Origin of the sequence: Gehongia tenuis (assembly GCF_014384795.1) — a bacterium.
GTDB lineage: Bacteria > Bacillota > Clostridia > Christensenellales > NSJ-53 > Gehongia > Gehongia tenuis.
Genome location: NZ_JACRSR010000002.1, coordinates 189,932 through 214,898 on the forward strand (window position 1 = coordinate 189,932; position 24,967 = coordinate 214,898).

Below are 24,967 nucleotides of genomic sequence, written 5' to 3' on the forward strand. Positions count from 1 at the left end.
TTATCATTAGGACTTGCCCCGCCAGACAATCCGTCCGCGGGTCAAATCATAAGGACTAAGCTCAATGGTCACTTTATCACCCGGCAGTATCCGAATGAAATTCATTCGGAGTTTCCCGGAAATATGGGCCAATACCCGGTGCCCATTCTCCAGCTCAACCTGAAACATTGCGTTGGGAAAGGATTCCACCACGGTACCTTCCACTTCGATGACATCCTGTTTGGACAAATTCTCATTCCTCCCTTTTGGGGTTCCTGAATCCATAGCCCAGAGAGTCCAAATACCCTCTGATCTCGGAATCGAAGATCTTCTTGCCGCTCCCAATCTTCTCCTGGATGGAGACGGCCAGTTCGGGCCGCACCATCAGGTGTTTCAGCTTCTTCTTCTTGGGGCGCTCCAGCTTTCTGAGCTGGCCGTCCACGACATATACGTGCTCATCGTCACAGGGCCTCAGCACGATGAAATACCGGCCGCGGTCCCTGCCCGCCCGAGACTGCACCACACGGCCGGCTTCAGGATAAACATTGTTCGCCATCCTTTACCTCCTATGGCGCCGTCAAGATCACGGGGTCGCCCTCCGTAATCAAAATCGTATTCTCATAATGAGCGGAACGGCTTTGATCGACGGTGACGATGGTCCAGTCATTGTCCAGCACTTCAATATGCCTCCTGCCGGCGGCAATCATGGGTTCGACCGCCAGGGTCATTCCCGCTTTAAGCCGCTCGCCGTGGCCCGCCCGCCCGTAGTTGGGAACGGTTGGATCCTCATGGAGGTTCCTGCCAATGCCATGGCCCGTAATCTCACGAGGAACGGAATAACCAAAAGATTCGGCATGAACTTGAATCGCGTGGGAGACATCCGAAAGCCGGCTGCCCACGCGGGCCTGTTCAATCCCTTTCCAGAAACATTCCTCTGTGACTCTCATCAACTGTTGCGTTGCTGCATCCACCTCGCCCACCCCATAGGTGCGGGCGGCATCGCCGTGGTAGCCGTGCAGCTCGGCGCCCACGTCCAGGCTCACCATATCCCCTTCCTCCAGCATGCGGTCGCCGGGGATACCATGAACAATTTCATCATTGACAGATACGCATAAGGCCGCCGGAAATCCTTGATACCCCTTGAAGGAAGGCCGGGCGCCGTGCGAGAGAATATACGTCTCGCCGATACGGTCCAGCTCCGCCGTGGTCACGCCGGGGCGAATCGCCTGGCGTACGGCTTCCAGGGCACCGGCCACGACCCGGCCGGCCTCACGCATCCATGCAATCTCCTGATCCGTTTTCAGGGTGATCATTGAAATCCTTTCAAAATATCCACGATTGCCTGCTGCACTTCATCGATGGCAAGTGCGCCATCCACCGTGTGTAGCAGTCCTTTCTCAGCATAGAAATCCTCCAGCGGCTGGGTCAGCTCCCGGTAAACCTTCAAACGGTTGAGTACCGTAGCCTCCTTGTCGTCGTCCCGCTGAATCAGCGGCCCGCCGCACTTTTCGCAGGCTTCGCCCTGAAGCGTGGATACATGATAGGTCGCACCGCAGTCCTTGCAGACCCGCCGGCCCGTTAAACGGGGAAGAAGCTTCTCCTCCGGCACATCCACATTGATCACGGCATCCAATTCAATTTTTCCGTCCACAGCCTCAGCCTGTGCCAGCGTGCGCGGAAAGCCATCCAAGAGATAGCCCCGCTCCTGACAGTCAGCCTCGGTCAGACGGGAAAGCAAAATTTCGATGGTCACATCATCGGGCACCAAAAGGCCCTGGTCCAGATAGGACTGCACCTTCAGGCCCAGCGGCGTCTTTCCCTTGATGTTCTTGCGGAAAATATCTCCCGTGGAGATATGGGGGACGTTGAAATGTTCGCTGATCCGAACCGCCTGCGTACCCTTGCCGGCCCCGGGCGGTCCCAAAAACACAACCTTCATAGACGCCTCCTTTTGGCTTAACTCAATAAATGTACCCTTAAAACCCCTTGCTTGTCAAGCTTTTGGCCCAATCTTATTTCAAGAAGCCCTTATAGTGACGCATGAGCATCTGGGATTCAAGCTGCTTGGAGGTTTCCAGGGCCACGTTTACAACAATCAAAAGACCGGTTGCACTAAAGGCAGCGCTCATACCCGTGGAACTGGTGAAGAGCGTCGGTACCACAGCCAGTACCGCCAGGAACAGCGCGCCAAACATGGTTACGCGATTGTTGATGCGCTTGAGATAATCACTGGTAGGCTTGCCGGGACGGATACCTGGAATGAAACCGCCCTGCTGCTGCATGTTCTTCGAGATCTCAATCGGATTAAAGGAGATCTGCGTATAGAAATACGTGAAGAAGATGATGAGCAGCGCATAAATCAGGAAGTATACCACAGAACCGGAGCCAAACCATTTAGAGTACCATAGATAGAATCCGCTTTGCGGCCAGAACTGGGCGATCATCATGGGGAAGTTCACCAAAGCCATGGCAAAGATGAGGGGCATAACACCTGTGGAATTCACCTTTACGGGAATATGCGTGCTCTGTCCGCCATACATCTTGCGGCCCACAACCCGCTTGGCATACTGCACGGGAATGCGGCGCTGGCCCATGTCCACGAAAACGATGGCCACAATGATCACGAGAGCACCCACGATCACGGCGGGAACGACCCAGAAGTTCACCGTGCCGGCGGCCAGCTGATTGAACAGCTTGGGAACCCAGGTGGCGAACTTGGCCACGATACCGGCGAAGATCAGAAGGGAGATACCGTTGCCGATGCCCTTCTCGGTGATGCGCTCACCAATCCACATGGTGAGAGCCGTACCGGCGGTCAACGTGATCGCAATGGTCACATAGTTGAGCCAGGTGGGAAGAGCAGTGCTCAAAAGCACGCTGTTGCCCAGACCAATGATAATACCGATGGACTGAATGAAGGCCAGCACAATGGTGAAATACCGGGTGTACTGAGCAATCTTCTTGCGGCCTTCCTCACCCTCCTTGGAAAGCCGCTCCAGCTTGGGAATGGCCACCGTCAGAAGGTTGATGATAATGGACGCATTGATGTAGGGCGTGATGCCCATCGCAAACAGGGTGAAGTTACTGAAGGAACCACCAGCGATGATATCCATCATGCCCAGAACGCCGTATTGATTGACCATGGCTCCCAAAGCCGCGGTATCCACACCGGGGACGGGAACATAACTGCCCAGCCGGAAAACCAACAACATCAGCAGCGTGTAAAGAATCTTCTTGCGCAGCTCCGGGATTCTCCAAGCATTTTTGAGCGTTTCAATCATTTAGATCACCTCGGCTTTTCCGCCAGCCGCCTCGATCTTTTCCTGGGCCGACTTGGTGAACTTGGCAGCCTTCACCGTGAGCTTCTTGGTCAGCTCGCCGTTCCCCAGAATTTTCAAGCCATCATATTTCTTCTTCAGCATGCCCTGGGCCTTCAGCACCTCGAAGGTGATTTCCTGGCCATCCTCAAAGACATTGAGATCGGAAACGTTGATGGTCGCATATTCCGTAGCAAAGATGTTGGTGAATCCGCGCTTGGGAATACGTCGCACGAGGGGCATCTGACCGCCCTCAAAGCCGGGCCGGGAGCTGCCGCCGCTGCGGGCTTTCAAACCCTTGTGGCCTCTGCCGGACGTCTTGCCCAAACCGGAACCGGTACCACGGCCCACGCGCTTTTCAGCGGCGGTTGCGCCCGCGGCAGGTTTCAATTCATGGAGTTTCATGGGTCCCACCTCCTTAATCTTCCTGGGCTTCCACCTTCACCAGATGCTTGACCTTGAAAATCATCCCCTCAATCGCGGGATTGACCTCATGAACCACCTGGCTGTGGAGCTTTTTGAGGCCCAGCGCCTCTACCGTGGCGATCTGGTCCTTCTTGCATCCAATGGTGCTCTTGACGAGTTCAATTTTCACTTTAGCCATTGCCGTCTCCTCCTAACCCATCAGCTCTGCGACGGATTTGCCGCGCAGGCGGGCGACCTGCTCCACGGTCTTCAAAGACCGGAGGCCCTCGATGGTCGCCTTGGCGATGTTAATGGGATTGTTGGAGCCGTAGGATTTCGTATTGATATCCCGCACTCCGGCCATTTCCAGCACCGCACGGGCGGGGCCGCCGGCAATAACGCCAGTACCTTCGCCAGCGGGCAGGAGCAGCACCTTGCCGGTGCCGAACTGACCCACGATTTCGTGGGGAATGGTGGTTCCCACCATGGGAACGTGGATCATATGCTTCTTGGCATCTTCCACGCCCTTGCGAATGGCCTCGGGAATTTCGGTGGCCTTGCCCATGCCGACTCCCACCTGACCATTTTCATTGCCCACAACGACCAATGCACTGAACCTAAAGTTCCGGCCACCCTTAACAACCTTGGCTACGCGGTTGACGGCGACCAGCTTTTCTTTAAATTCAGGAATTGTAGCGTCGAAATTCTGCTGCTGCATCCTAGTCCCTCCTTAAAAATCCAGTCCCGCTTCCCGGGCACCGGCCGCCACTTCGGCAACCCGTCCGGTATACAGATAGCCTCCGCGGTCAAAAACAACCTGGGTGATGCCGGCAGCTGAAGCGCGCTTGGCGATGGTCTGACCGACCAGCTTGGCGGCTTCCTTCTTATCCTTGCCTTCCAGTTCCTTTTTGACATCAGGATCCAAAGTAGACGCGGCAACCAGCGTGTGACCCTTCACATCATCGATGATCTGAGCGTACATGTTGCTGAGGCTCCGGTACACACACAGACGGGGACGTTCCGCGGTGCCGCTGATCTTCTTGCGAACCCGGGCGTGAATTGCTCTGCGGGACGCGTTTTTATCCAGCTTCTTAATCAACCTTTGTCACTCCCCTCTTACTTGCCGGTCTTGCCTTCCTTGCGGCGGATGTACTCGTTCTCATACTTGATGCCCTTGCCCAGATAAGGTTCGGGAGCGCGCACGCCGCGGATCTTCGCAGCGATTTCGCCCACAGCCTGCTTATCGATGCCCTTGACCGTGATCTTGTTGGGGGCGGGCACGTCAAACTCGATGCCCTTGGGGGCCTCGATCTCCACAGGATGGGAATATCCGACGTTCAGCACCAATTTCTGGCCCTGCTTCTGTGCGCGGTAGCCCACGCCCACAAGCTCCAAATTCTTCTGATAACCCTCCGTTACGCCCTGGACCATGTTGGCCACCAGCGCTCTGGAAAGTCCATGCAAGGAACGATGTTCCTTGTCGTCGCTGGGCCGCTTGACCAAAATCTGGCCATCCTCCAGCGTCACTTCCATATCCGAATGGATCTGCTGGGAAAGCTCTCCCTTGGGTCCTTTAACCTTTACCACATTGCTGGGGTCCACATTGACGGTTACGCCCGACGGGATGCTTACCGGAAGTCTTCCAATTCGCGACATTTCACACCTCCGTATTTCCGCTTACCAAATGTAAGCCAGTACTTCGCCGCCCACGGCGTTCGCTCTTGCTTCCTTGTCCGTCATGATACCTTTGGACGTGGAAATAATGGCGATTCCGAGGCCTCCGAGGACCTTCGGGATCTGGTCCTTACGGGCATAAACCCGCAAGCTGGGGCGGGAGATGCGCTTAAGACCCGTGATCACCTGTTCCCTGTCGGGACCATACTTGAGTTTCACTTTGAGCGTCTTATGGGAGCCATCGGTGACGGTTTCCACGCTCTTGATATAGCCTTCCCGGACCATGATGTCAGCGATGGCCTTCTTCATATTGGAAGCGGGCACTTCGACGAACTCATGACGGGACACCAACGCATTACGAATACGCGTCAACATATCCGCGATAGGGTCTGTAACAACCATCGTTTAACCTCCTTCCCTCGTCCAAATTACCAGCTGGCCTTCTTCACTCCGGGGATCTCGCCTTTGTAGGCCATCACCCGGAAGCAAATCCGGCAAATACCATACTTGCGCAGCACCGAATGGGGGCGGCCGCAGATACGGCAGCGGGTATAGGCCCGAGTGGAGAATTTGGGTTCCTTCTGTTGTTTAAGAATCATGCTCTTCTTTGCCATGTTGTTCCTCCTTACTGAGCAAAGGGCATGCCCAGAAGCCTCAACAGCTCCCTGGCTTCCTCATCCGTCTTCGCCGTGGTCACAAAGATGACATCCAAACCGCGCACCTTGTCGACCTTATCGTAGTCGATCTCGGGGAAAATAAGTTGTTCCTTGATACCCATGGCGTAGTTGCCCCGGCCGTCGAAGGAGTTTGCCGACACGCCGCGGAAGTCGCGCACGCGGGGCAGGGCAATGGAAAATAGCTTATCCACAAATTCATACATCCGGCTGGATCTAAGGGTTACCTTAGCGCCAACGTTCATGCCCGTACGAACTTTGAAGTTTGCCACGGACTTCTTCGCCTTGGTGATCAGCGGCTTTTGGCCCGCGATCTGGGTCAGGTCCGCCACCGCCGCTTCCAGACTCTTGGGGTTGTCTTTCACATCGCCCAGGCCCATATTCAGCACCACTTTATCAAGCTTCGGAATCTCATTGACATTCTTGTAGCCGAATTTCTGCTGCAGGGCGGGGACGACCTCGTTCAAGTATTTTTCCTTCAATCTTGGTTGTTCCACGTAGCTACCTCCCTTCGGCTCAATTGTCCAAGGTCTCGCCGCACTTCTTGCACACGCGGACCTTTTTACCGTCATCCAAGAACCGGTGGCCGATACGGGTCGGTTTCTTGCAGTGATCGCAATACAACATAACTTTGGACGCGTAGATCGGGGTCTCCTTCTCAATGCGTCCTCCCGCCTGGCCCATGCCGCGGGGCTTGATGTGGTGGGTTGCCACCGAAACGCCTTCCACGATGATTTTGCCGGTCTTCGGGAAAACCGTCATGACCTTACCCTTGGTACCGGCGTCCTTACCGGAGACGACCATAACGACGTCGCCCTTTTTCACGTGGAGCTTCTTGATCGCTCTTGTCATTGTTCCGCCTCCTTACAGGACCTCGGGAGCCAGGGAAACAATCTTCATGTAATCCCTTTCCCGAAGTTCCCGAGCCACGGGCCCGAAAATACGGGTGCCCCGGGGCTGTTTTTGGTCGTTGATAATCACCGCAGCGTTATCATCAAAACGGATGTAGGTGCCATCCGGACGGCGCACACCCTTGTGGGAGCGCACAATCACGGCCTTGACCACGTCGCCCTTTTTCACGACTCCGCCGGGCGCTGCCGACTTCACCGAAGCGACGATGGTATCACCGATATTGCCGCTCTTGCGAAAGGAGCCACCCATAACCCGGATGCACATGATCTCCTTGGCGCCGGTATTATCCGCAACCTTCAAACGTGTCTGTGGTTGGATCATTGTTTATCCTCCTTACTTGTCGAGCTATTTGGCTTTCTCGATGATTTCCATCAGCCGCCACCGCTTGTCGCGGCTCAGGGGCCGGGTTTCCATCACACGGACGAAATCGCCAACACGGCATTCGTTGTTCTCGTCATGGACCTTCAGTTTCTTGGTGCGATTGACAATCTTCTTGTACAACGGGTGCTGCACGCGAGTCTTCACGGCCACCACCACGGTCTTATCCATCTTATCGCTTACCACCGTACCGGTACGGGTCTTGCGGTTGCCTCTTTCATTGGCCACGGAAGTTTCCTCCTTTCATCCAAAGCCTTACTGCGCTTGCCGAAGTTCACGTTCCCGCAGAATGGTCTGGACTCGGGCAATGTTTTTCTTAACTTCCCGCACGACCATGGTATTGGAAACCTGTCCGGTAGCCATCTGGAAACGAAGGTTAAACAGCTCGCCCTTCAATTCCTTCAATTTATCCTGGAGCTCCTGATCCGAAAGATCCCTGAACTCTTCAAGTTGTTTAGCCCTTTTCATTTCCTTCACCACCCAACTCGTTATTTTGTTCGCGAGCCACAATCTTGCACTTGATGGGCAGCTTGTGGGAAGCCAGACGAAGGGCTTCACGCGCAATTTCCTCGCTCACACCGGCGATCTCGAACATCACGCGGCCGGGCTTGACCACGGCCACCCAGTATTCGGGCGAACCCTTGCCGGAACCCATTCGAGTCTCAGCGGGCTTCTGCGTCACGGGCTTGTGAGGGAAAATCTTAATCCAAACTTGACCGCCACGACGGATGTAGCGGGTCATGGCAATACGAGCGGCCTCAATCTGGTTCGAGGTGATCCAGGAGGGCTCCAGTGCCACCAGGCCAAAATCACCGTAGGACACGGTGTTGCCGCGGGTAGCCTTGCCCTTCATGCGGCCGCGCATGACACGACGGCGCTTGACGCGCTTAGGCATCAACATTAGCGAACGCCTCCTTCCGAGGTAGCCTTTCTGGGCGGACGATTCTGCCGAGCCCGGGGCTGGGGAGCCGCGGCCTGAGGCAGCGTCTTGGAAAGCACTTCACCTTTGTAGATCCACACCTTCACGCCGATGCGGCCGTAAGTGGTGTGGGCTTCAGCGAAGCCATAATCGATATCAGCGCGCAGGGTCTGCAGCGGGATGGAACCCTCATGGTAGCCCTCGCTGCGCGCAATTTCCGCACCGCCCAAACGGCCGGAAACATGGGTTTTAATACCCTTCACACCCGCCTTGGTAGCCCGGCCCAGGGCCTGCTTCATGGCACGGCGGAAGGAAATACGCTTCTCCAACTGAGCTGCAATGTTCTCAGCGACGAGCTGTGCGTCCGTATCGGGGTTTCTCACTTCCATGATGTTCACCGAAACGGTCTTGCCCGTCAGGGCCTCCAGCTCCTTCTTGGTCGCTTCCACACCAGCGCCGCCGCGGCCGATCACGATACCAGGCTTGGCGGTAAAGATGTTTACGATCACGCGATTGGCGGCACGCTCGATCTCGATGCGGGAGATGCCGGCCACATACAGCTTCTTTTTCAGCGCGGTGCGGATCTTGTGATCCTCCACCAGGTTGTCACTAAAATCTTTTTTCCCAGCGAACCAGCGGGAGTCCCAATTCTTGATGACGCCCACCCGTTGTCCATGGGGATGAACTTTCTGACCCATCGTATACCTCCTTAAACCTTGGCCTGCTGGTCGAGAATGATGGTGATGTGACTGGTCCTCTTGCGGATGGGGGTAGCCCGGCCCATGGACTGGGCGCGATACCGCTTCAAGGTCGGTCCCTGATCGGCGAAGCACTCCGCCACATACAGGTTACTGCGGTCCATCTCCAAGTTGTTTTCCGCATTCGCGATGGCGGAAAGCAACAATTTTTCCACAACAGGCGCCGCGGCCTTGGGGGTGTAGGCCAAAATCGCCAGCGCTTCTTCCACACTCTTGCCACGAATCAGATCGATCACGATCTTCACCTTACGGGAGGAGAGGCGGATGTACCGGGCCACGGCCTTGGGCCGCTTATCCTTGTTCGCAACGCGGGCCGCCTTGCGTTCTCTTTGATTTCTAGCCATGTCTCACGCCTCCTTCCTATCGACCTGAAGATTTTTCACCGGCATGTCCCCGGAAAGTACGGGTGGGAGCAAATTCGCCCAGCTTGTGGCCCACCATATCCTCCGTGACATATACCGGCACATGCTTGCGTCCGTCATGGACGCCGATGGTGTGACCCACCATATCCGGGAAGATGGTGGACGCCCGAGACCAGGTCTTGAGCACCTTCTTCTGGCCGGATTCATTCATTTCAACAACTCTTTTAAGCAGCCTTTCTTCGACATAAGGCCCCTTCTTTATGGATCTGCTCATTTAGCCAGGTGCCTCCTTCCTTACTTTTGGCCTCTGCGTTTGACGATAAACCGGTTGCTGGGCTTCTTGTGGTCGCGGGTCTTGTAGCCCAGGGTGGGTTTACCCCAAGGAGTCACGGGACCGGGCATACCAATGGGCGCCTTGCCCTCGCCGCCGCCATGGGGGTGATCCACAGGGTTCATAACCACGCCGCGGACCGTGGGGCGGATGCCCATGTGCCGTTTGCGTCCAGCCTTACCGATGGAGATATTCTCATGGTCCACGTTGCCCACTTGGCCGATGGTGGCCTTGGAGTTCATGGAGATCATACGGGTTTCACTGGAAGGCAGCCGAACCTGGGCGTAATCCCCTTCCTTGGCCATCAGCTGCGCAGCGTTGCCGGCGGAGCGGACCAGCTGTCCACCCTTGCCAGGGCTGAGCTCAATGTTGTGGATCATGGTGCCCAGCGGTATGTTGCGGATGGGCAGTGCATTTCCGATCTTGATGTCGGCATCGGGGCCGCTCATGATCTTATCCCCAACCTTGAGGCCGAGGGGAGCCAGGATGTAGCGCTTCTCGCCGTCGGCATAAATGAGAAGGGCGATGTTTGCGCTGCGGTTCGGATCATATTCGATGGTGGCAACCTTGGCGGGAATGCCGTCCTTGTTGCGCTTGAAATCGATGATACGGTATTTACGCTTCTCTCCGCCGCCGCGGTGGCGCACCGTGATGCGTCCGTGGGCGTTGCGGCCGCCGGACTTGCGAAGGTCCGTCAGCAGCGATTTTTCCGGCGTTGTGGTGGTAATCTCCTCGAAGGTGGACACCGTCATAAAGCGCCGGGCCGGAGAAGTTGGATTGTACTTTCTGGTAGGCATCTTCTCGTCCCTCCCTTATTGAGCCATGCCTTCGAAGAACTCAATCGCCTTGGAATCCTCGGTGAGCTGCACGGTCGCTTTCTTGAAGCTGGCGCGGCGGCCCATGTGAGCTCCCTGACGCTTGATCTTTCCTTCGTAGTTGGCGGTATTGACCTTTTCCACTTTGACGCCGAAGATCTCTTCCACAGCCTTCTTGATCTCGATCTTGTTGGCGTTCTTATCGACAATGAAGACGTAGCGCTTGCCCGCCATCATGTCATAGCTGTTCTCCGACAGGACGGGGCGGATGATAATGTCATGAGCAAGCTTCATCACGCATACACCTCCTGAATCTTCTCCACCGCGGCTTTGGTCGCGATGAACTTGTCATAGTTGAGGATGTCATACACATTGAGCGTGTTGACATAGAGCATCTTCACATTGGGAAGATTGCGTGCGGCGCGCTCCACCACTTCATCCTTCTCAGGCAGAACCAGCAGGACCTTGCGCTCGGCCTTCAGGTTGTTCAGCACCTTGACCATTTCCTTGGTCTTGGGAGCGTCGAGGTTCAACTGATCCAGCACCACGAGCTCACTGTCATTCACCTTGGAGCTCAGGGCGCTCTTCATGGCAAGACGGCGCACCTTCTTCGGCACTTCCATCCGATAGCTTCTGGGCTTGGGGGCGAACACGATGCCGCCATGGCGCCACTGGGGGGAACGGGTGGAACCCTGACGGGCCCGGCCGGAACCCTTCTGCCGCCACGGCTTGATGCCGCCGCCGCTCACTTCCGAGCGGGTCAAGGCGGACTGAGTACCCTGCCGGCGGTTAGCCAGCTGAGCCTTCACCACCTGGTGCAGTACGTGCTCATTGACCTCTACGGCGAAAATTTCATCGCTGAGCTCGATCTCGCCCACCGCATCGCCGTTGATATTGAGTAATGCAACTTTAGGCATTGTTCTTCTCCTTCCTATCGGGAATTCTTGACGGTCTCGCGAATGACCAGCAAGCTGCCCTTGGAGCCGGGCACAGCACCCTTCACCAGCAGCAAGTTCTTCTCGCCGTCCACACGGACCACTTCAAGGTTCTGCACCGTCACCTTTTCACGGCCCCAGCGGCCCGGCAGGTGCTTGTTCTTAAAGACTTTGGAAGGGCTGGAGCAAGCGCCCATGGAACCAGGGCCCCGATGATAGTGGGATCCGTGGGTCATAGGACCTCTGTGCTGATTCCAGCGCTGCATTACACCGGAAAATCCTTTGCCCTTGGAGACACCGGACACATCCACCTTATCTCCCTCGGCAAAGACATCGGCTTTAATTTCCTGACCGACTTCGTATTTGTCGGCGTCTTCCAGCTTCAGTTCACGAAGGCTTCTGAGCAGCTTGGCTCCGGCCTTCTTCAAGTGCCCCTTCTGGGGTTTGTTGAGGAGCTTCTCCCGGACCTCATCGAAACCAACCTGAACGGCCAGATAACCGTCGGTCTGGGGAACCTTCTTCTGCACGACCGTGCAGGGGCCTGCTTTGACAACTGTCACAGGCACCACTCGGCCGTCTTCCGTAAAGATCTGGGTCATGCCCAGCTTCTTACCGAGAATCGCCTTTTTCATGTTACACCTCCATTATCCTTGGGGCCCTTACAGCTTGATTTCGATATCCACACCAGCGGGCAGGTCGAGGCGCATCAGCGCATCCACCGTCTTGGAGCTGGGAGAGAGGATATCGATGAGACGCTTGTGGGTGCGCATCTCAAACTGTTCCCGGCTGTCCTTATACTTGTGCGGTGCCCGAAGGATGGTCACGATCTCCTTACGCGTGGGCAGAGGAATCGGACCCGAAATGGTGGCTCCGGACCTCTTGGCAGTCTCAACGATGCGCTCCGCGGATTGATCGATCAGACTGTGGTCGTACGCTTTCAACTTGATACGAATCTTTTGGGCAGGCATTGAATCAATTCCCTCCTTGTGTTCAGGCCAATAACACTTTGCCGTGCGTTTACTATAATAATTTTTGCACGACAGGCGCACCGGCCCGTCGCCCGATTTTTCGGACTTGTCCGCGAAAACTATCCGTGTCCGACACGGTAACCTTCCGCTTCATCCCAATTAGCAACTTTTAAAGTATACCGTAACTTTGCCAATAATGCAAGTACAAATTACAAGGCCGGCCGGACCCCGAAGAGTCCGGCTCCGCCCCATAAATCTCTACCTCAGCCATCGATGGAGGAAACAACGCCCGCACCCACGGTCCGGCCGCCTTCCCGAATCGCAAAACGCAATCCTTCCTCGATCGCTACCGGCGTGATCAGCTCAATCTCCATCGTGATGTTGTCCCCGGGCATCACCATCTCCACGCCCTCAGGAAGCTCGATCACTCCCGTCACATCCGTCGTCCGGAAAAAGAACTGCGGACGGTATCCATTGAAGAACGGCGTGTGACGTCCGCCCTCTTCCTTCGTCAGCACGTACACCTGCCCCGCAAACTTCGTGTGCGGCTTGATCGTTCCGGGCTTTGCCAATACCTGCCCGCGCTCGATCTCGTTCCTCTGCACGCCCCGCAAAAGCACGCCGATGTTGTCTCCTGCCACCGCCTGATCCAACAGTTTCCGGAACATCTCCACGCCCGTTACCACGATCTGCCGCAGCTCCGTCGTCATGCCCACAAGCTCCACCGTATCCTGCACCTTCACCGTGCCACGCTCCACACGACCCGTCGCTACCGTGCCGCGGCCCGTGATCGAAAACACATCTTCCACGGGCATCAGGAACGATTGATCCGTCGCTCTCTCCGGCGTCGGAATGTAGCTGTCCACCGCTTCCATCAGCTCGAAGATCGGCTTGCACCATTCATCCGTCTCCACGTCCGCTCCGCTCTGCACCGCTTCCAGTGCCTTCAGCGCCGATCCCTTGATGATCGGAATATCATCGCCGGGGAAATCGTACGAGCTCAACAGATCCCGCACTTCCATCTCCACCAGCTCCAACAGCTCCTCGTCGTCCACCATATCCGTCTTGTTCATGAACACGATGATATAGGGCACGCCCACCTGTCGGGCCAATAGGATGTGCTCACGCGTCTGCGGCATCGGACCATCCGCGGCCGACACCACCAGGATCGCGCCGTCCATCTGCGCCGCACCCGTGATCATGTTCTTCACGTAGTCAGCATGCCCCGGGCAATCCACGTGCGCATAGTGCCGCGTTTCCGTCTCATATTCCACGTGCGCCGTGTTGATCGTGATGCCCCGTTCCTTCTCTTCCGGCGCCTTATCGATCGCGTCATACGCCATCGCTTCCGCCTGACCCTTCTTCGCCAGCACCATCGTGATCGCCGCAGTCAACGTCGTCTTGCCATGGTCCACATGGCCGATCGTTCCAATGTTTACATGGGGTTTCGTACGCTCGTACTTCGCTTTTGCCATTTTGCAAAAACCTCCTCATTGGTTTTCATAATCTTAAGTGTGATCCAGTGTTTGAAACTTCAAACCTTAAACCCAATTATTTGCCAAGAAGCTTCTCAGCAATGTTCTTGGGCACTTCCTCATAGTGGGAGAACTGCATGGTATAATTCGCCCGGCCCTGGGTGTTTGAACGCAGGTCCGTGGCATAGCCGAACATCTCGGACAGCGGCACTACAGCGGCAATGTTCTGCGCACCGTTGACCGCCTCCATGCCCTCGATACGGCCGCGGCGGGAATTGAGATCGCCCATCACATCGCCCATGTATTCCTCGGGCACATTGACTTCCACCTTCATCATGGGCTCCAGCAACACCGGGCTACCCTTGGCCATAGCATTCTTAAAGGCCATGGAACCGGCAATTTTGAAGGCCATTTCCGAGGAGTCCACATCGTGGTAGGAACCGTCGTACACAGTTGCCTTGAAGTCCACCACTTCGTAGCCGCCCAGGATACCGGACTTGGCCGCTTCCTGGATACCGGCATCGATGGCAGGCACATACTCTCTCGGCACCACGCCGCCCACAATCTTATTTTCAAACTGATAACCCGAACCAGGCTCCAGAGGCGTGATCTCGATCCAGCAATGGCCGTATTGACCGCGTCCGCCGGACTGGCGAACGAAACGTCCCTCCGCCTTGACAGGCTTCTTGAAGGCCTCGCGGTAAGCCACCTGGGGCTTACCCACAATGGCTTCCACCTTGAATTCACGCATCATGCGGTCCACGATAATCTCCAAATGGAGCTCGCCCATACCGGCAATGATGGTTTGGCCCGTTTCCTGATCGGTGTAGGCCTTGAAGGTGGGATCCTCCTCCGCCAGCTTCTGCAGCGTAATGGTCATCTTATCCTGGCCAGCCTTGGTCTTGGGCTCAATGGCCACCCGGATCACGGGGTCAGGGAAGACCATGGATTCCAGAACCACGGGCTCCTTCTCGTCACACAGCGTGTTGCCGGTGGTGGTATCCTTAAGGCCGACAATGGCGGCAATATCACCAGCGTAGAGTTTCTGCACCTCTTCGCGGTGGTTCGCATGCATCATAAGCAGACGACCGATGCGTTCCCGCTTACCCTTGGTGGAGTTGTACACATAGGAGCCGCTCTCCAGGGTGCCAGAATACACGCGGACGAAGGCCAGCTTACCCACAAAGGGATCAGTCATAATCTTAAAAGCCAGCGCAGCAAAGGGCGCATCGTCGGAAGCAACCCGCTCCACCTCTTCATCGGTGCCGGGGATCGTACCCTTGATATGGGGCACATCCAGGGGGGAGGGCATGTAATCGACGATGGCGTCCAGCAGGGGCTGCACGCCCTTGTTCCGGTAGGAAGTTCCGCAGGTTACAGGAACCATCTTGTTGGCGATAGTGGCCTTGCGAATACCCCTGCGAATCTCTTCTTCGGTGAGTTCTTCGCCCTCGAGATACTTTTCCATCAGTTCCTCGTCGGTTTCCGCAACCGCTTCGAGCAGCTTCTCGCGATATTCCTCCGCCAAATCCTTCAGATCATCAGGAATAGCGGTCTCTTCCATCTGGGTGCCTTTGTCATCGGTATAGATAATCGCTTCCATCTTTACCAGATCAACAATGCCCTGGAAGGTATCCTCCACGCCGATGGGCAGCTGGATGGGCACAGCATTGGCGTTCAGCCGGTCATGCATCATCTTGACCACACGGAAGAAATCGGCGCCCATGATGTCCATTTTGTTCACATAGGCGAGACGGGGCACACCGTATTTGTCGGCCTGGCGCCACACCGTTTCGGACTGGGGCTCCACACCGCCCTTGGCACAGAACACCGCCACCGAGCCATCCAAAACACGCAGAGAACGCTCCACCTCAACGGTAAAGTCCACGTGTCCAGGGGTGTCGATGATGTTGATGCGGCAATGCTTCCATTTGGCAGTGGTGGCAGCGGAGGTGATGGTGATACCACGCTCCTGCTCCTGTTCCATCCAGTCCATGGTGGCGGCACCCTCATGGGTCTCGCCAATTTTATGGATGCGTCCGCTGTAGAACAAAATTCTTTCTGTTGTGGTGGTTTTGCCCGCGTCGATATGAGCCATAATCCCGATATTTCGGGTATCTTCCAAAGAGAACTCTCTTGGCACGGTTCAACCTCCTTTCTTGATTCAAACCCTGAAGCAGGCCCAAAGGCCCGCAAACATACTTCTCCGTTCCAATAAAAAGGCGGGTATTGCTATACCCGCCCTCACCATTCCATTAAAGACGGCCGCCGCAATTTTACCAGCGGTAATGGGCGAAAGCTCTGTTGGCTTCGGCCATGCGGTGGGTGTCCTCCTTCTTTTTGAAGGTGTTGCCCGCGCTGTTCGCAGCGTCCATGATCTCGGCAGCCAGCCGATCCTTCATGGTCCTCTCACCGCGCTTGCGGGAGAAGTCCACCAGCCACCGCAAAGCCAGTGTCTGACGGCGCTCGGGGCGAATCTCAATGGGAACCTGGTAGGTGGCACCACCCACACGGCGGGCTTTCACCTCGAGCAGAGGCATGATGTTGTTCATGCACTCCTCGAAAACCTCCATGGGATCCCGGCCGGTCTTGTCCTTAATCGTATCAAAGGCATCGTAGCACACGATCTGCGCTACGCCTCTTTTGCCATCTTGCATCACCTGATTGATGAGCTTGGTGATCACGGTTTTGCCATAAACGGGATCGGGCAAAACCTCCCTCTTGGGGATTGTTCCACGACGTGGCATCTGATTCCCTCCTTTGCAAATGTTCTTTCGGATATATGCAACTAAAGGGGTCGCTCTCGCATTTTGGGTACGTCCCCACCCAAATAGACAAAGGAGCCCATCTATATTGCAAGTCTCAACTTATTTAGGGCGCTTGGTGCCGTAACGGCTACGCGCCTGACGACGCTTATCCACACCGGCTGCATCCAAAGCACCGCGCACGATGTGATAACGCACACCGGGCAGGTCCTTCACACGGCCGCCGCGAATCAGCACGACGGAGTGCTCCTGCAAGTTGTGACCAATTCCGGGAATGTAGGCATAACCTTCCAGTCCGTTCACCAGACGAACCCTGGCAATTTTCCGCAGAGCCGAATTCGGCTTCTTGGGGGTCTGGGTACGAACGTTCAAGCATACACCGCGCTTCTGGGGGCAATTCTCCAGAATTGGGGAGTTGGACTTGTAGGTGACTTTCTTTCTTCCTTGTTTCACCAATTGGTTAATCGTGGGCATCCTTGCACCTCCTTTTTATGATGGATATATCCAAAATTCCCTGCAACCCTTTAGGGAATCCCGATCAGTTTTCACGAACAACGCAAGCCACCGCCGCGCCCACGTCAATGCCGCAGGCTTGGCCTAATTCCTTCATGGTGGGAACCTTGATAGCCGCAATGTTCCTTTGCTTACACAGTTCCAGCAGTCTATGGAGGATGAAGTCGTCGGCATCCTCTGCCAGATATACCTCCGAGGTTTCGCCGTTTTCCACGGCCCGCTGCACCTGCTTCATGCCAACTTTCAGTGGTTTTTCTTGAAGAGTCTCCAGCATGGAGCCTCAAAACCTCCTTTTTCCGGCCTAAGCACTAGCTATTTTAGCACTGCATCCGAGGTCTGTCAACAAAAAGCCCTTTACGACAGGATTTCCTCGGGTTCCTCCGCATCCTCCTTGACCTCGACCTCAATATCCTTGTAGCGCTTCATACCGGTGCCTGCGGGAATGAGTTTGCCGATGATCACGTTCTCCTTGAGGCCCACCAGCGGATCGACCTTGCCCTTGATGGCGGCATCGGTCAAAACGCGGGCAGTTTCCTGGAAAGAAGCCGCGGACAGGAAGGAGTCGGTGGCGAGCGCCGCTTTCGTAATGCCCAGCAGCACACGCTTGGCGATGGCAGGTTGACCGCCCGCCTGCACCACCCGTTCATTCTCCTCCTCGAACTTGAAGATATCCATCAGGCTTCCAGGAAGCATGTCGGTGTCGCCAGCATCCTCAATTTTGACCTTCCGCAGCATCTGACGAATGATAACCTCGATGTGTTTATCGGAGATATCCACGCCCTGCATATGGTACACCGTGCACACTTCTTTAAGAAGATAATCGTGCACCCCTTTGACGCCCTTAATCTTAAGAATATCATGGGGATTGATGGAACCGTCGGTCAGCGCGTCGCCCGCCTCCACCCGGTCCCCGTTACCCACCCGCAGGTGCGCACCGTAAGGAATCAGATAGGACTTGGTCTCTCCATCCTCGCCGGTCACCACCACCTCGCGGCGCTTCTTGGTCTCATTGATCTCCACAGTACCATAGATATCCGAGATAATGGCCTGACCCTTGGGCTTTCTGGCCTCGAAGAGCTCTTCCACGCGGGGAAGACCCTGGGTGATATCGTCACCGGCAACACCGCCGGTATGGAACGTACGCATGGTCAGCTGAGTACCAGGTTCGCCAATGGACTGAGCAGCGACCGTACCCACCGCTTCACCGATGGAGACAGGCCGGCCCGTGGACAGATCGGAACCGTAGCACTTGGCGCAGACGCCGTGGCGGCTGCGGCAGGAGAGGATGGAACGAATGTGCACCACCTCAACGCCCGACGCCTCAATTTTGTGGGCGATATCCGCGGTGATCATCTCATTGGAACCCACCAGCACCTCACCGGTGGAAGGATCCACCACTTCGTCCACCGAGTAACGGCCCACGATGCGGTCCGCCAGAGACTCGATGAGCTCGTTGCCGTTCTTGATCGCGCTCACCCAGATACCCTTGATGGATTCGCCGGCGGTCTCAAAGCAGTCGGTATCCCGGACGATAACATCCTGGGAAACGTCCACCAGGCGTCGCGTAAGATATCCGGAGTCCGCCGTCCGAAGGGCAGTATCAGCCAAACCTTTGCGGGCGCCATGAGAGGAGATGAAAAACTCCAGCACCGTGAGGCCCTCACGGAAGTTTGCCCGGATGGGCAGCTCGATGATTCGACCCGAGGGATCGGCCATCAGTCCGCGCATGGCGGCCAGCTGACGGATCTGGTTGATGGAACCACGAGCACCGGACTGAGCCATCATATAAATGGGATTGAAGGGATCCAGGTTGTTCATCATGGCCTTGGTGACCTGATCGGAACACTTGGTCCAGATATCCACCACCCGTTCAAAACGGCCATTCTCATCGAGCAGACCGCGGCGGAACAGCTTCTCCGTCTCAATGACCTGATCCTGAGCTTTTTGAAGCAAATCCTTCTTTTCATCAGGAATCAGGATATCGGCCACACTGACCGTGATCGCAGCCCGGGTGGAAACCTTGAAGCCCAGGCTCTTGATGTTGTCCAGTACTTCTGAGGTCTTCGTGGGACCATGGACCCTGTAGCAGCGGTCCACGATCTGACCCAACTTTTTCTTGTCCACCAGAAAATTGATCTCCAGTTCGAACAGGTTGTCGGGATTGGAGCGATCCACAAAGCCCAGGTCCTGGGGAATGATCTCGTTGAAGATCACACGGCCCACAGTGGTATCCACCAGCTTTTGGACCTTCCGGCCGTCCTGTTCACGGGTGAGGCGCACCTTCACCTTGGCCTGAAGCTCGGCTTCGCCGGTCTCATAGGCCATAATGGCCTCATTCACATCGCCATAGACGCTTCCTTCGCCTTTGGCGCCGTCCCGTTCAATGGTGAGATAGTAGATGCCGATAACCATGTCCTGGGTGGGCGAAACCACGGGTTTGCCATCCTGAGGCTTCAAAATATTGTTGGCCGCCAGCATGAGGAAGCGGGCTTCCGCCTGAGCTTCCACCGAAAGAGGTACGTGCACGGCCATCTGGTCGCCGTCAAAGTCGGCGTTGTACGCGGTACAGGCCAGAGGATGGAGCTTCAGGGCACGGCCTTCCACCAGCACTGGCTCAAAGGCCTGGATGCCCAGGCGATGAAGCGTGGGCGCACGGTTCAGCAGAACCGGATGCTCCTTGATAACTTCCTCCAGAATATCCCAAACCTCGGGGGAGCCCCGCTCCACGCGGCGCTTAGCACTCTTGATGTTGGGCGCGATCTTGTCCTTGACCAGCCGCTTCATGACAAAGGGCTTGAACAGCTCGATGGCCATCTCCTTCGGCAGTCCGCACTGGTACATCTTGAGCTCCGGACCGACGACGATAACCGAACGGCCGGAGTAGTCCACCCGCTTACCCAAAAGGTTCTGACGGAAACGGCCCTGCTTACCCCTGAGCATATCGGACAGCGATTTGAGGGGACGGTTTCCGGGGCCGGTTACGGGACGGCCCCGACGGCCATTATCGATGAGGGCGTCCACAGCCTCCTGGAGCATACGCTTCTCGTTGCGTACAATGATGTCGGGTGCGCCCAGCTCAAGCAGCTTCTTCAAGCGGTTGTTCCGGTTGATCACCCGGCGATAGAGATCGTTGAGATCGGAGGTGGCGAACCGGCCGCCGTCCAGCTGCACCATAGGCCGGATTTCCGGTGGGATGACCGGCACCACGTCCAAAATCATCCACTCGGGCTTATTGCCGCTCTTATGAAAGGCTTCCACCACTTCCAGGCGCTTGATGGCGCGGATCTTCTTCTGGCCGGTGGCCTCCTTGGTCTCCTTTTTGAGCTGCTCGGCCTGAGCCTCAAGATCGATGTCCTGCAGCAGTTTTTTGACCGCCTCAGCGCCCATCTTTGCCACAAACTGGCCAGGATATTTGTCCTGATACTCCCTGTACTCCTTTTCCGTGAGCAGCTGCTTGTAAGCCAGCGGGGTATCGCCCGGATCCAGCACAATGAAGGCGGCAAAGTACAGCACCTTCTCCAGAATTCGGGGCGAGATATCAAGGAGCAGACCCATCCGGGACGGGGTCCCCTTGAAGTACCAGATGTGGGACACGGGAGCCGCAAGCTCGATGTGGCCCATGCGCTCCCGGCGCACCTTGGAACGGGTGACCTCCACGCCGCACTTGTCGCAGATGATCCCCTTGTAGCGGATACGCTTATACTTGCCGCAGTGGCACTCCCAGTCCTTGGTGGGTCCAAAGATCCGCTCGCAGAACAGGCCGTCCTTCTCCGGCTTCAGCGTGCGGTAGTTGATCGTTTCGGGCTTTTTGACCTCGCCCCTGGACCATTCCCGAATCTTCTCGGGAGAAGCCAAGGCGATCTGCATGGAATCAAAGTTGTTTAATTCAAACAAAAGGTAAGCCCCCTTCTTAGAAATCCTCGTCTTCGTCCTCTTGGCTCAGATCGCCCAACAGTCCGTCGTCCAATTCATCAAGGCCGGGGATATTGGCCAGATCATCCAGCTCCAGATCGGTGATGGGTTCATCGGCTTCGGGAATAACGGAATCGTACATGAGCAGCGTATCCGTCTCTTCCTTGGGCTCCACCACATTCTCCAAAAGATCCACTTCATCGTCCACCGACTCACGGATGGAGATCTCCTCATTATCCTCGGTGAGCACCTTCACATCAAGGGCCAGGCTCTGCAGTTCCTTGATGAGAACCTTAAAGGACTCGGGCACACCCGGTTCGGGAATGTTCTGTCCCCGAACGATGGATTCGTAGGTCTTCACACGGCCCACGATATCGTCGGACTTCACCGTCAAGATTTCCTGGAGGGTATGGGCCGCGCCATAGGCCTCCAGCGCCCACACCTCCATCTCACCGAAGCGCTGGCCGCCGAACTGGGCCTTGCCGCCCAAAGGCTGCTGCGTCACCAGCGAGTAGGGACCGGTGGACCGGGCATGGATCTTGTCATCCACCAAGTGGGCCAATTTCAAGATATACATATAACCCACGGTGACCGGATTCTCGAAGGGTTCGCCGCTCCGGCCATCGTAGAGGGTCATCTTGCCGTGGCGGGGAAGACCGGCCTGCTCCAGGCAGTCCATGATCTCCTCCTCGTTTGCGCCGTCGAAAACGGGCGTTGCAATGTGCCATCCAAGGGCCTTGGCCGCCATACCCAAATGAACCTCCAGCACCTGACCGATGTTCATACGGGAAGGAACGCCAAGGGGATTGAGCACGATCTCAAGGGGCGTGCCATCGGGCAGGAAAGGCATATCCTCTTCGGGCAGAATCCGGGAGATAACACCCTTGTTGCCGTGGCGGCCCGCCATCTTGTCACCCACGGAAATCTTACGTTTCTGGGCAATGTACACGGTAACCAATTCATTGACACCGGCCGGCAGCTCATCCCGGTTTTCGCGGGTGAACACCTTAACGTCCACGATGATGCCGCCCTCGCCATGGGGAACACGGAGGGAAGTGTCCCGGACCTCCCGCGCCTTCTCACCGAAGATGGCGCGGAGCAGCCGTTCCTCTGCCGTCAGCTCGGTCTCACCCTTCGGGGTAACCTTGCCCACCAGAATATCTCCGGAACGCACCTCGGCGCCGATGCGGATGATACCGCGCTCGTCAAGGTCGCGGAGGGCGTCCTCGCCCACGTTGGGGATATCCCGGGTGATCTCCTCCGGCCCAAGCTTGGTGTCCCGGGCTTCGGATTCGTATTCCTCAATATGGATGGAAGTGAACACGTCCTCCTTGACCAGCTTCTCGCTGATCAGGATAGCGTCTTCATAATTGTAGCCTTCCCAGGTCATGAAACCCATCAGGATGTTCCGGCCAAGAGCGATCTCGCCCTCGTCGGTGGAAGGTCCATCGGCGATGACCTGCCCTTTTTCCACCCGTTCGCCCACCTTCACAATGGGCCGCTGGTTGATGCAGGTGCCCTGATTGGACCGGGAAAATTTGGTGAGGCGATAGATATCCTTGTCGCCTTCGTCGCTTTTTACCACGATTTCCTTGGCGGAGACCCGCTCCACCACACCGGCGTGTTTCGCAAGGAACATGACGCCCGAATCCCGGGCAGCTTTGTATTCCATACCAGTGCCCACGATGGGCGCCTCGGGAACCAGAAGCGGAACCGCCTGGCGCTGCATATTCGAACCCATGAGCGCACGGTTCGCATCGTCGTTCTCCAGGAAGGGAAGCATGGCTGCCGCCACGGAGACCAGCTGCTTGGGCGACACGTCCATGAAGTCAATCTCTTCCCTCGGCACTTCCACGATCTCATCCCTGCGGCGGGAAGTAACGCGCTCATCCACGAACCAGCCGTTCTCGTCCAGCTGCTCGTTGGCCTGCGCAATGGTGTACAGATCCTCCTCGTCGGCGGTCAGGTAGTAGATCTCGTCGGTCACGATCTTCTTTTCCTTGTCCACCTTGCGGTAGGGAGATTCGATAAAGCCGTATTCATTGATCCTGGCAAAGGTGGCCAGCGATCCGATAAGACCGATGTTCGGGCCTTCAGGAGTCTCGATGGGGCACATCCGTCCATAGTGGGAGTGATGCACGTCCCGGACCTCAAAGCTCGCCCGCTCGCGGTTAAGGCCGCCGGGTCCCAGTGCGGAAAGACGGCGCTTATGGGTGAGCTCGGCCAGCGGGTTGGTCTGATCCATGAACTGGGACAGCTGCGAGGAGCCAAAGAACTCCTTGATGGCAGCCGCCACCGGCCGGATATTGATGAGGGCCTGAGGCGTGGTGGTATCCAGGTCCTGAATGGACATGCGCTCCTTCACCACCCGCTCCAAACGGAACAGGCCGATGCGGATCTGATTTTGCAGCAGCTCGCCCACCGAACGCACCCGGCGGTTGCCCAGATGGTCGATGTCATCGGTATTGCCCACGCCATAATTGAGGCCCACCGCATAGCTGATGGACGCTACGATATCGTCGATGCAGATGGTCTTGGGCTCCAACCGGTCCAAATTGGCCCGAATGATCTCCTTGAGGTCGCCTTCAGCCTCCGCCTTCTCCATGAGCTCCATGAGCGTGGGATAGTGAACCTTCTCCCGAACGCCCGCCTCCCTGGGTTCAAAGGGAAGGTAACCGGAAGCATCCACAAAGTGGTTGCCCACGACCCGAAGCTTTCTGCCGTCAGCGTGGATCACCGCCACGTTGACGCCGGCATTTTGGAGCTCCCAAGCCTTTTCCCGGGAAATCTTCTCCTCGGCCTCGGCCAGGATTTCACCGGTCCTGGGGTCCACCACCGGCTCAGCCAGGGTCTGGCCCGCAATACGGGCGGCCAGGGCCAGTTTCTTATTAAATTTATAGCGGCCCACCCGGGCAAGGTCATAACGCTTATTATCAAAGAATAAAGAATGTAGTAAGGACTGGGCGGACTCCGCCGTGGGCGGCTCGCCGGGGCGCAGGCGCTTATAGACCTCGAGAAGTCCCTCTTCCCGGGTCTTAGCCGTGTCCCGCTCCAGGGTCAGCTTGATGCGGTCGTCCTCCCCAAGAAGGGAGATGATCTCAGCATCGGTGCCGTAGCCCAAAGCGCGCAGAAGGACGGTGATGGGCAGCTTTCTCGTGCGGTCCATCTTCACCCACATGATCTCATTGGAATCGGTCTCGTATTCCAGCCAGGCGCCCCGATTGGGGATGACCGTGGCCGAATAGAGATGGTTGCCCGTTTTGTCGATGGTCTCATCAAAATAGACGCCGGGCGAGCGCACGAGCTGGGAAACGATAACCCGCTCCGCGCCATTAATAATGAAGGTGCCCTGCTCGGTCATGAGCGGAAAATCGCCCATGAAGACCTCCTGATCGATGGACTCACCCGTCTCACGATTGGTGAGGCGCACCGATACCTTGAGCCGGGAGGAATAGTTGGTGTCCCGCTCCTTGCATTCCTCCACGGAATACTTGGGCGTGTCCTCCAAGGTGTAGCCCTTGAATTCGAGCACCAAATTTTCCGCATAATCGGTGATGGGGGATACATCGTTCAAAACTTCCCAAAGGTCCTCTTCCAAGAACTTTCGGTAGGAGTTCTTCTGTACCTCGATGAGATCGGGCATATCCAGAACTTCCTGGATCCTAGAAAAACTGTGCCGGGTACGTTTGCCCATTTGCACCGCATGAACCATACCAGCGATCACTCCTATTACAAGTTGAATGTCCACGGAAGGGATGGAACATTTTGTCAAACAAACTACAAAAGTATGAACTTTTTCGAAGAAAACTATACTTTTCCAGTTCGCATGCGATCATGTAAAATCAGACACAATCCCCATCCTATCAATGCAATAA

The 24,967-nt window shown here is 56.3% G+C and carries 33 protein-coding genes; all 33 read right to left on the reverse strand.

Annotation, left to right across the window (positions count from 1 at the left end):
• Positions 1–6: 6 nt before the first annotated feature.
• Positions 7–228, reverse strand: a complete 222-nt coding sequence (gene infA / locus H8696_RS06960) for a translation initiation factor IF-1 (RefSeq protein WP_249316207.1) — start codon at positions 226–228, stop codon at positions 7–9.
• A gap of 4 nt (positions 229–232) precedes the next feature.
• The gene (locus tag H8696_RS06965) at positions 233–535 is read right to left on the reverse strand and encodes a KOW domain-containing RNA-binding protein (protein ID WP_249316208.1); all 303 of its coding nucleotides are present in this window, start codon (positions 533–535) and stop codon (positions 233–235) included.
• Between the two features lie 10 nt (positions 536–545).
• Entirely contained in the window at positions 546–1,292 is a 747-nt protein-coding gene (gene map / locus H8696_RS06970) for a type I methionyl aminopeptidase (protein WP_249316209.1), read from the reverse strand.
• The gene (locus H8696_RS06975; RefSeq protein WP_249316210.1) at positions 1,289–1,918 is read right to left on the reverse strand and encodes an adenylate kinase; all 630 of its coding nucleotides are present in this window, start codon (positions 1,916–1,918) and stop codon (positions 1,289–1,291) included. The genes map and H8696_RS06975 overlap by 4 nt, the downstream gene beginning before the upstream one ends.
• 73 nt (positions 1,919–1,991) lie before the next feature.
• Positions 1,992–3,260 carry a preprotein translocase subunit SecY gene (gene secY, locus H8696_RS06980; protein ID WP_249316211.1) on the reverse strand — a complete coding sequence of 423 codons (1,269 nt, stop codon included), beginning with the start codon at positions 3,258–3,260 and terminating at the stop codon, positions 1,992–1,994.
• The gene (gene rplO / locus H8696_RS06985) at positions 3,261–3,701 is read right to left on the reverse strand and encodes a 50S ribosomal protein L15 (RefSeq protein ID WP_249316212.1); all 441 of its coding nucleotides are present in this window, start codon (positions 3,699–3,701) and stop codon (positions 3,261–3,263) included.
• Between the two features lie 13 nt (positions 3,702–3,714).
• Positions 3,715–3,900 (reverse strand): 50S ribosomal protein L30, encoded by a 186-nt coding sequence (gene rpmD / locus H8696_RS06990; RefSeq protein WP_249316213.1) that lies wholly within the window; start codon positions 3,898–3,900, stop codon positions 3,715–3,717.
• Between the two features lie 12 nt (positions 3,901–3,912).
• On the reverse strand, positions 3,913–4,419 hold the full coding sequence (gene rpsE / locus H8696_RS06995) for a 30S ribosomal protein S5 (protein ID WP_249316214.1): 507 nt from the start codon (positions 4,417–4,419) through the stop codon (positions 3,913–3,915).
• Positions 4,420–4,431: 12 nt separating this feature from the next.
• Positions 4,432–4,800, reverse strand: a complete 369-nt coding sequence (gene rplR, locus H8696_RS07000) for a 50S ribosomal protein L18 (protein WP_249316215.1) — start codon at positions 4,798–4,800, stop codon at positions 4,432–4,434.
• Positions 4,801–4,817: 17 nt separating this feature from the next.
• Complete coding sequence (rplF, locus tag H8696_RS07005; protein ID WP_249316216.1) at positions 4,818–5,357, reverse strand: 50S ribosomal protein L6; 540 nt, start codon at positions 5,355–5,357, stop codon at positions 4,818–4,820.
• A gap of 21 nt (positions 5,358–5,378) precedes the next feature.
• A complete protein-coding gene (rpsH, locus tag H8696_RS07010; protein WP_249316217.1) occupies positions 5,379–5,777 on the reverse strand; it encodes a 30S ribosomal protein S8 in 399 nt (132 codons plus the stop codon).
• 26 nt (positions 5,778–5,803) lie between these two features.
• Positions 5,804–5,989 (reverse strand): type Z 30S ribosomal protein S14, encoded by a 186-nt coding sequence (locus tag H8696_RS07015; protein WP_249316218.1) that lies wholly within the window; start codon positions 5,987–5,989, stop codon positions 5,804–5,806.
• A gap of 11 nt (positions 5,990–6,000) precedes the next feature.
• Complete coding sequence (rplE, locus tag H8696_RS07020) at positions 6,001–6,546, reverse strand: 50S ribosomal protein L5 (RefSeq protein ID WP_249316219.1); 546 nt, start codon at positions 6,544–6,546, stop codon at positions 6,001–6,003.
• A 19-nt stretch (positions 6,547–6,565) separates the two neighbouring features.
• Complete coding sequence (gene rplX, locus H8696_RS07025; protein ID WP_249316220.1) at positions 6,566–6,901, reverse strand: 50S ribosomal protein L24; 336 nt, start codon at positions 6,899–6,901, stop codon at positions 6,566–6,568.
• A gap of 12 nt (positions 6,902–6,913) precedes the next feature.
• Positions 6,914–7,282 (reverse strand): 50S ribosomal protein L14, encoded by a 369-nt coding sequence (rplN, locus tag H8696_RS07030; protein WP_249316221.1) that lies wholly within the window; start codon positions 7,280–7,282, stop codon positions 6,914–6,916.
• A gap of 24 nt (positions 7,283–7,306) precedes the next feature.
• A complete protein-coding gene (rpsQ, locus tag H8696_RS07035; RefSeq protein ID WP_330605390.1) occupies positions 7,307–7,567 on the reverse strand; it encodes a 30S ribosomal protein S17 in 261 nt (86 codons plus the stop codon).
• 27 nt (positions 7,568–7,594) lie between these two features.
• On the reverse strand, positions 7,595–7,807 hold the full coding sequence (rpmC, locus tag H8696_RS07040) for a 50S ribosomal protein L29 (RefSeq protein WP_249316222.1): 213 nt from the start codon (positions 7,805–7,807) through the stop codon (positions 7,595–7,597).
• Positions 7,794–8,240 (reverse strand): 50S ribosomal protein L16, encoded by a 447-nt coding sequence (gene rplP, locus H8696_RS07045; RefSeq protein ID WP_249316223.1) that lies wholly within the window; start codon positions 8,238–8,240, stop codon positions 7,794–7,796. The genes rpmC and rplP overlap by 14 nt, the downstream gene beginning before the upstream one ends.
• The gene (gene rpsC, locus H8696_RS07050) at positions 8,240–8,956 is read right to left on the reverse strand and encodes a 30S ribosomal protein S3 (protein WP_249316224.1); all 717 of its coding nucleotides are present in this window, start codon (positions 8,954–8,956) and stop codon (positions 8,240–8,242) included. Before rpsC ends, rplP begins: the two co-directional genes overlap by 1 nt.
• Before the next feature lie 11 nt (positions 8,957–8,967).
• Positions 8,968–9,360, reverse strand: a complete 393-nt coding sequence (gene rplV, locus H8696_RS07055) for a 50S ribosomal protein L22 (RefSeq protein WP_249316225.1) — start codon at positions 9,358–9,360, stop codon at positions 8,968–8,970.
• Between the two features lie 16 nt (positions 9,361–9,376).
• Positions 9,377–9,652, reverse strand: coding sequence for a 30S ribosomal protein S19 (rpsS, locus tag H8696_RS07060; protein ID WP_249316226.1), 276 nt, complete (start codon positions 9,650–9,652; stop codon positions 9,377–9,379).
• 20 nt (positions 9,653–9,672) lie between these two features.
• The gene (rplB, locus tag H8696_RS07065) at positions 9,673–10,506 is read right to left on the reverse strand and encodes a 50S ribosomal protein L2 (protein WP_249316227.1); all 834 of its coding nucleotides are present in this window, start codon (positions 10,504–10,506) and stop codon (positions 9,673–9,675) included.
• A gap of 15 nt (positions 10,507–10,521) precedes the next feature.
• Positions 10,522–10,818, reverse strand: a complete 297-nt coding sequence (gene rplW / locus H8696_RS07070; protein ID WP_249316228.1) for a 50S ribosomal protein L23 — start codon at positions 10,816–10,818, stop codon at positions 10,522–10,524.
• Positions 10,818–11,441, reverse strand: coding sequence for a 50S ribosomal protein L4 (gene rplD / locus H8696_RS07075; protein ID WP_249316229.1), 624 nt, complete (start codon positions 11,439–11,441; stop codon positions 10,818–10,820). Before rplD ends, rplW begins: the two co-directional genes overlap by 1 nt.
• A 14-nt stretch (positions 11,442–11,455) precedes the next feature.
• Positions 11,456–12,091: a 50S ribosomal protein L3 gene (gene rplC, locus H8696_RS07080; RefSeq protein WP_249316230.1), complete on the reverse strand. Its 636-nt coding sequence runs from the start codon at positions 12,089–12,091 to the stop codon at positions 11,456–11,458.
• 27 nt (positions 12,092–12,118) lie between these two features.
• Positions 12,119–12,427, reverse strand: a complete 309-nt coding sequence (rpsJ, locus tag H8696_RS07085) for a 30S ribosomal protein S10 (protein WP_249316231.1) — start codon at positions 12,425–12,427, stop codon at positions 12,119–12,121.
• 263 nt (positions 12,428–12,690) lie between these two features.
• Positions 12,691–13,902 carry an elongation factor Tu gene (gene tuf, locus H8696_RS07090; protein ID WP_249316232.1) on the reverse strand — a complete coding sequence of 404 codons (1,212 nt, stop codon included), beginning with the start codon at positions 13,900–13,902 and terminating at the stop codon, positions 12,691–12,693.
• Positions 13,903–13,978: 76 nt separating this feature from the next.
• Positions 13,979–16,045: an elongation factor G gene (gene fusA / locus H8696_RS07095; protein ID WP_249316233.1), complete on the reverse strand. Its 2,067-nt coding sequence runs from the start codon at positions 16,043–16,045 to the stop codon at positions 13,979–13,981.
• 133 nt (positions 16,046–16,178) lie between these two features.
• A complete protein-coding gene (gene rpsG / locus H8696_RS07100; protein ID WP_249316234.1) occupies positions 16,179–16,649 on the reverse strand; it encodes a 30S ribosomal protein S7 in 471 nt (156 codons plus the stop codon).
• Between the two features lie 120 nt (positions 16,650–16,769).
• Positions 16,770–17,141 (reverse strand): 30S ribosomal protein S12, encoded by a 372-nt coding sequence (gene rpsL / locus H8696_RS07105; protein WP_249316235.1) that lies wholly within the window; start codon positions 17,139–17,141, stop codon positions 16,770–16,772.
• A gap of 64 nt (positions 17,142–17,205) precedes the next feature.
• Positions 17,206–17,454, reverse strand: coding sequence for a ribosomal L7Ae/L30e/S12e/Gadd45 family protein (locus H8696_RS07110; RefSeq protein ID WP_249316236.1), 249 nt, complete (start codon positions 17,452–17,454; stop codon positions 17,206–17,208).
• A gap of 80 nt (positions 17,455–17,534) precedes the next feature.
• A complete protein-coding gene (gene rpoC, locus H8696_RS07115) occupies positions 17,535–21,074 on the reverse strand; it encodes a DNA-directed RNA polymerase subunit beta' (RefSeq protein WP_249316237.1) in 3,540 nt (1,179 codons plus the stop codon).
• Positions 21,075–21,090: 16 nt separating this feature from the next.
• Positions 21,091–24,804, reverse strand: coding sequence for a DNA-directed RNA polymerase subunit beta (rpoB, locus tag H8696_RS07120; RefSeq protein ID WP_249316238.1), 3,714 nt, complete (start codon positions 24,802–24,804; stop codon positions 21,091–21,093).
• Positions 24,805–24,967: the final 163 nt, after the last annotated feature.

Coding starts and splice junctions, on each gene's coding strand:
- H8696_RS06965 (WP_249316208.1), bottom strand. CDS start 535: ATGGCGAACAATGTTTATCCTGAAGCCGGCCGTGTGGTGCAGTCTCGG.
- map (WP_249316209.1), bottom strand. CDS start 1,292: ATGATCACCCTGAAAACGGATCAGGAGATTGCATGGATGCGTGAGGCC.
- H8696_RS06975 (WP_249316210.1), bottom strand. CDS start 1,918: ATGAAGGTTGTGTTTTTGGGACCGCCCGGGGCCGGCAAGGGTACGCAG.
- secY (WP_249316211.1), bottom strand. CDS start 3,260: ATGATTGAAACGCTCAAAAATGCTTGGAGAATCCCGGAGCTGCGCAAG.
- rplO (WP_249316212.1), bottom strand. CDS start 3,701: ATGAAACTCCATGAATTGAAACCTGCCGCGGGCGCAACCGCCGCTGAA.
- rpmD (WP_249316213.1), bottom strand. CDS start 3,900: ATGGCTAAAGTGAAAATTGAACTCGTCAAGAGCACCATTGGATGCAAG.
- rpsE (WP_249316214.1), bottom strand. CDS start 4,419: ATGCAGCAGCAGAATTTCGACGCTACAATTCCTGAATTTAAAGAAAAG.
- rplF (WP_249316216.1), bottom strand. CDS start 5,357: ATGTCGCGAATTGGAAGACTTCCGGTAAGCATCCCGTCGGGCGTAACC.
- rpsH (WP_249316217.1), bottom strand. CDS start 5,777: ATGGTTGTTACAGACCCTATCGCGGATATGTTGACGCGTATTCGTAAT.
- H8696_RS07015 (WP_249316218.1), bottom strand. CDS start 5,989: ATGGCAAAGAAGAGCATGATTCTTAAACAACAGAAGGAACCCAAATTC.
- rplX (WP_249316220.1), bottom strand. CDS start 6,901: ATGACAAGAGCGATCAAGAAGCTCCACGTGAAAAAGGGCGACGTCGTT.
- rplN (WP_249316221.1), bottom strand. CDS start 7,282: ATGATCCAACCACAGACACGTTTGAAGGTTGCGGATAATACCGGCGCC.
- rpmC (WP_249316222.1), bottom strand. CDS start 7,807: ATGAAAAGGGCTAAACAACTTGAAGAGTTCAGGGATCTTTCGGATCAG.
- rplP (WP_249316223.1), bottom strand. CDS start 8,240: ATGTTGATGCCTAAGCGCGTCAAGCGCCGTCGTGTCATGCGCGGCCGC.
- rpsC (WP_249316224.1), bottom strand. CDS start 8,956: ATGGGTCAGAAAGTTCATCCCCATGGACAACGGGTGGGCGTCATCAAG.
- rplV (WP_249316225.1), bottom strand. CDS start 9,360: ATGGCTAGAAATCAAAGAGAACGCAAGGCGGCCCGCGTTGCGAACAAG.
- rpsS (WP_249316226.1), bottom strand. CDS start 9,652: ATGAGCAGATCCATAAAGAAGGGGCCTTATGTCGAAGAAAGGCTGCTT.
- rplB (WP_249316227.1), bottom strand. CDS start 10,506: ATGCCTACCAGAAAGTACAATCCAACTTCTCCGGCCCGGCGCTTTATG.
- rplW (WP_249316228.1), bottom strand. CDS start 10,818: ATGAAGCTTGCTCATGACATTATCATCCGCCCCGTCCTGTCGGAGAAC.
- rplD (WP_249316229.1), bottom strand. CDS start 11,441: ATGCCTAAAGTTGCATTACTCAATATCAACGGCGATGCGGTGGGCGAG.
- rplC (WP_249316230.1), bottom strand. CDS start 12,091: ATGAAAAAGGCGATTCTCGGTAAGAAGCTGGGCATGACCCAGATCTTT.
- rpsJ (WP_249316231.1), bottom strand. CDS start 12,427: ATGCCTGCCCAAAAGATTCGTATCAAGTTGAAAGCGTACGACCACAGT.
- tuf (WP_249316232.1), bottom strand. CDS start 13,902: ATGGCAAAAGCGAAGTACGAGCGTACGAAACCCCATGTAAACATTGGA.
- rpsG (WP_249316234.1), bottom strand. CDS start 16,649: ATGCCACGTCGTGGAACAATCCCCAAGAGGGAGGTTTTGCCCGATCCC.
- rpsL (WP_249316235.1), bottom strand. CDS start 17,141: ATGCCCACGATTAACCAATTGGTGAAACAAGGAAGAAAGAAAGTCACC.
- H8696_RS07110 (WP_249316236.1), bottom strand. CDS start 17,454: ATGCTGGAGACTCTTCAAGAAAAACCACTGAAAGTTGGCATGAAGCAG.
- rpoB (WP_249316238.1), bottom strand. CDS start 24,804: ATGGTTCATGCGGTGCAAATGGGCAAACGTACCCGGCACAGTTTTTCT.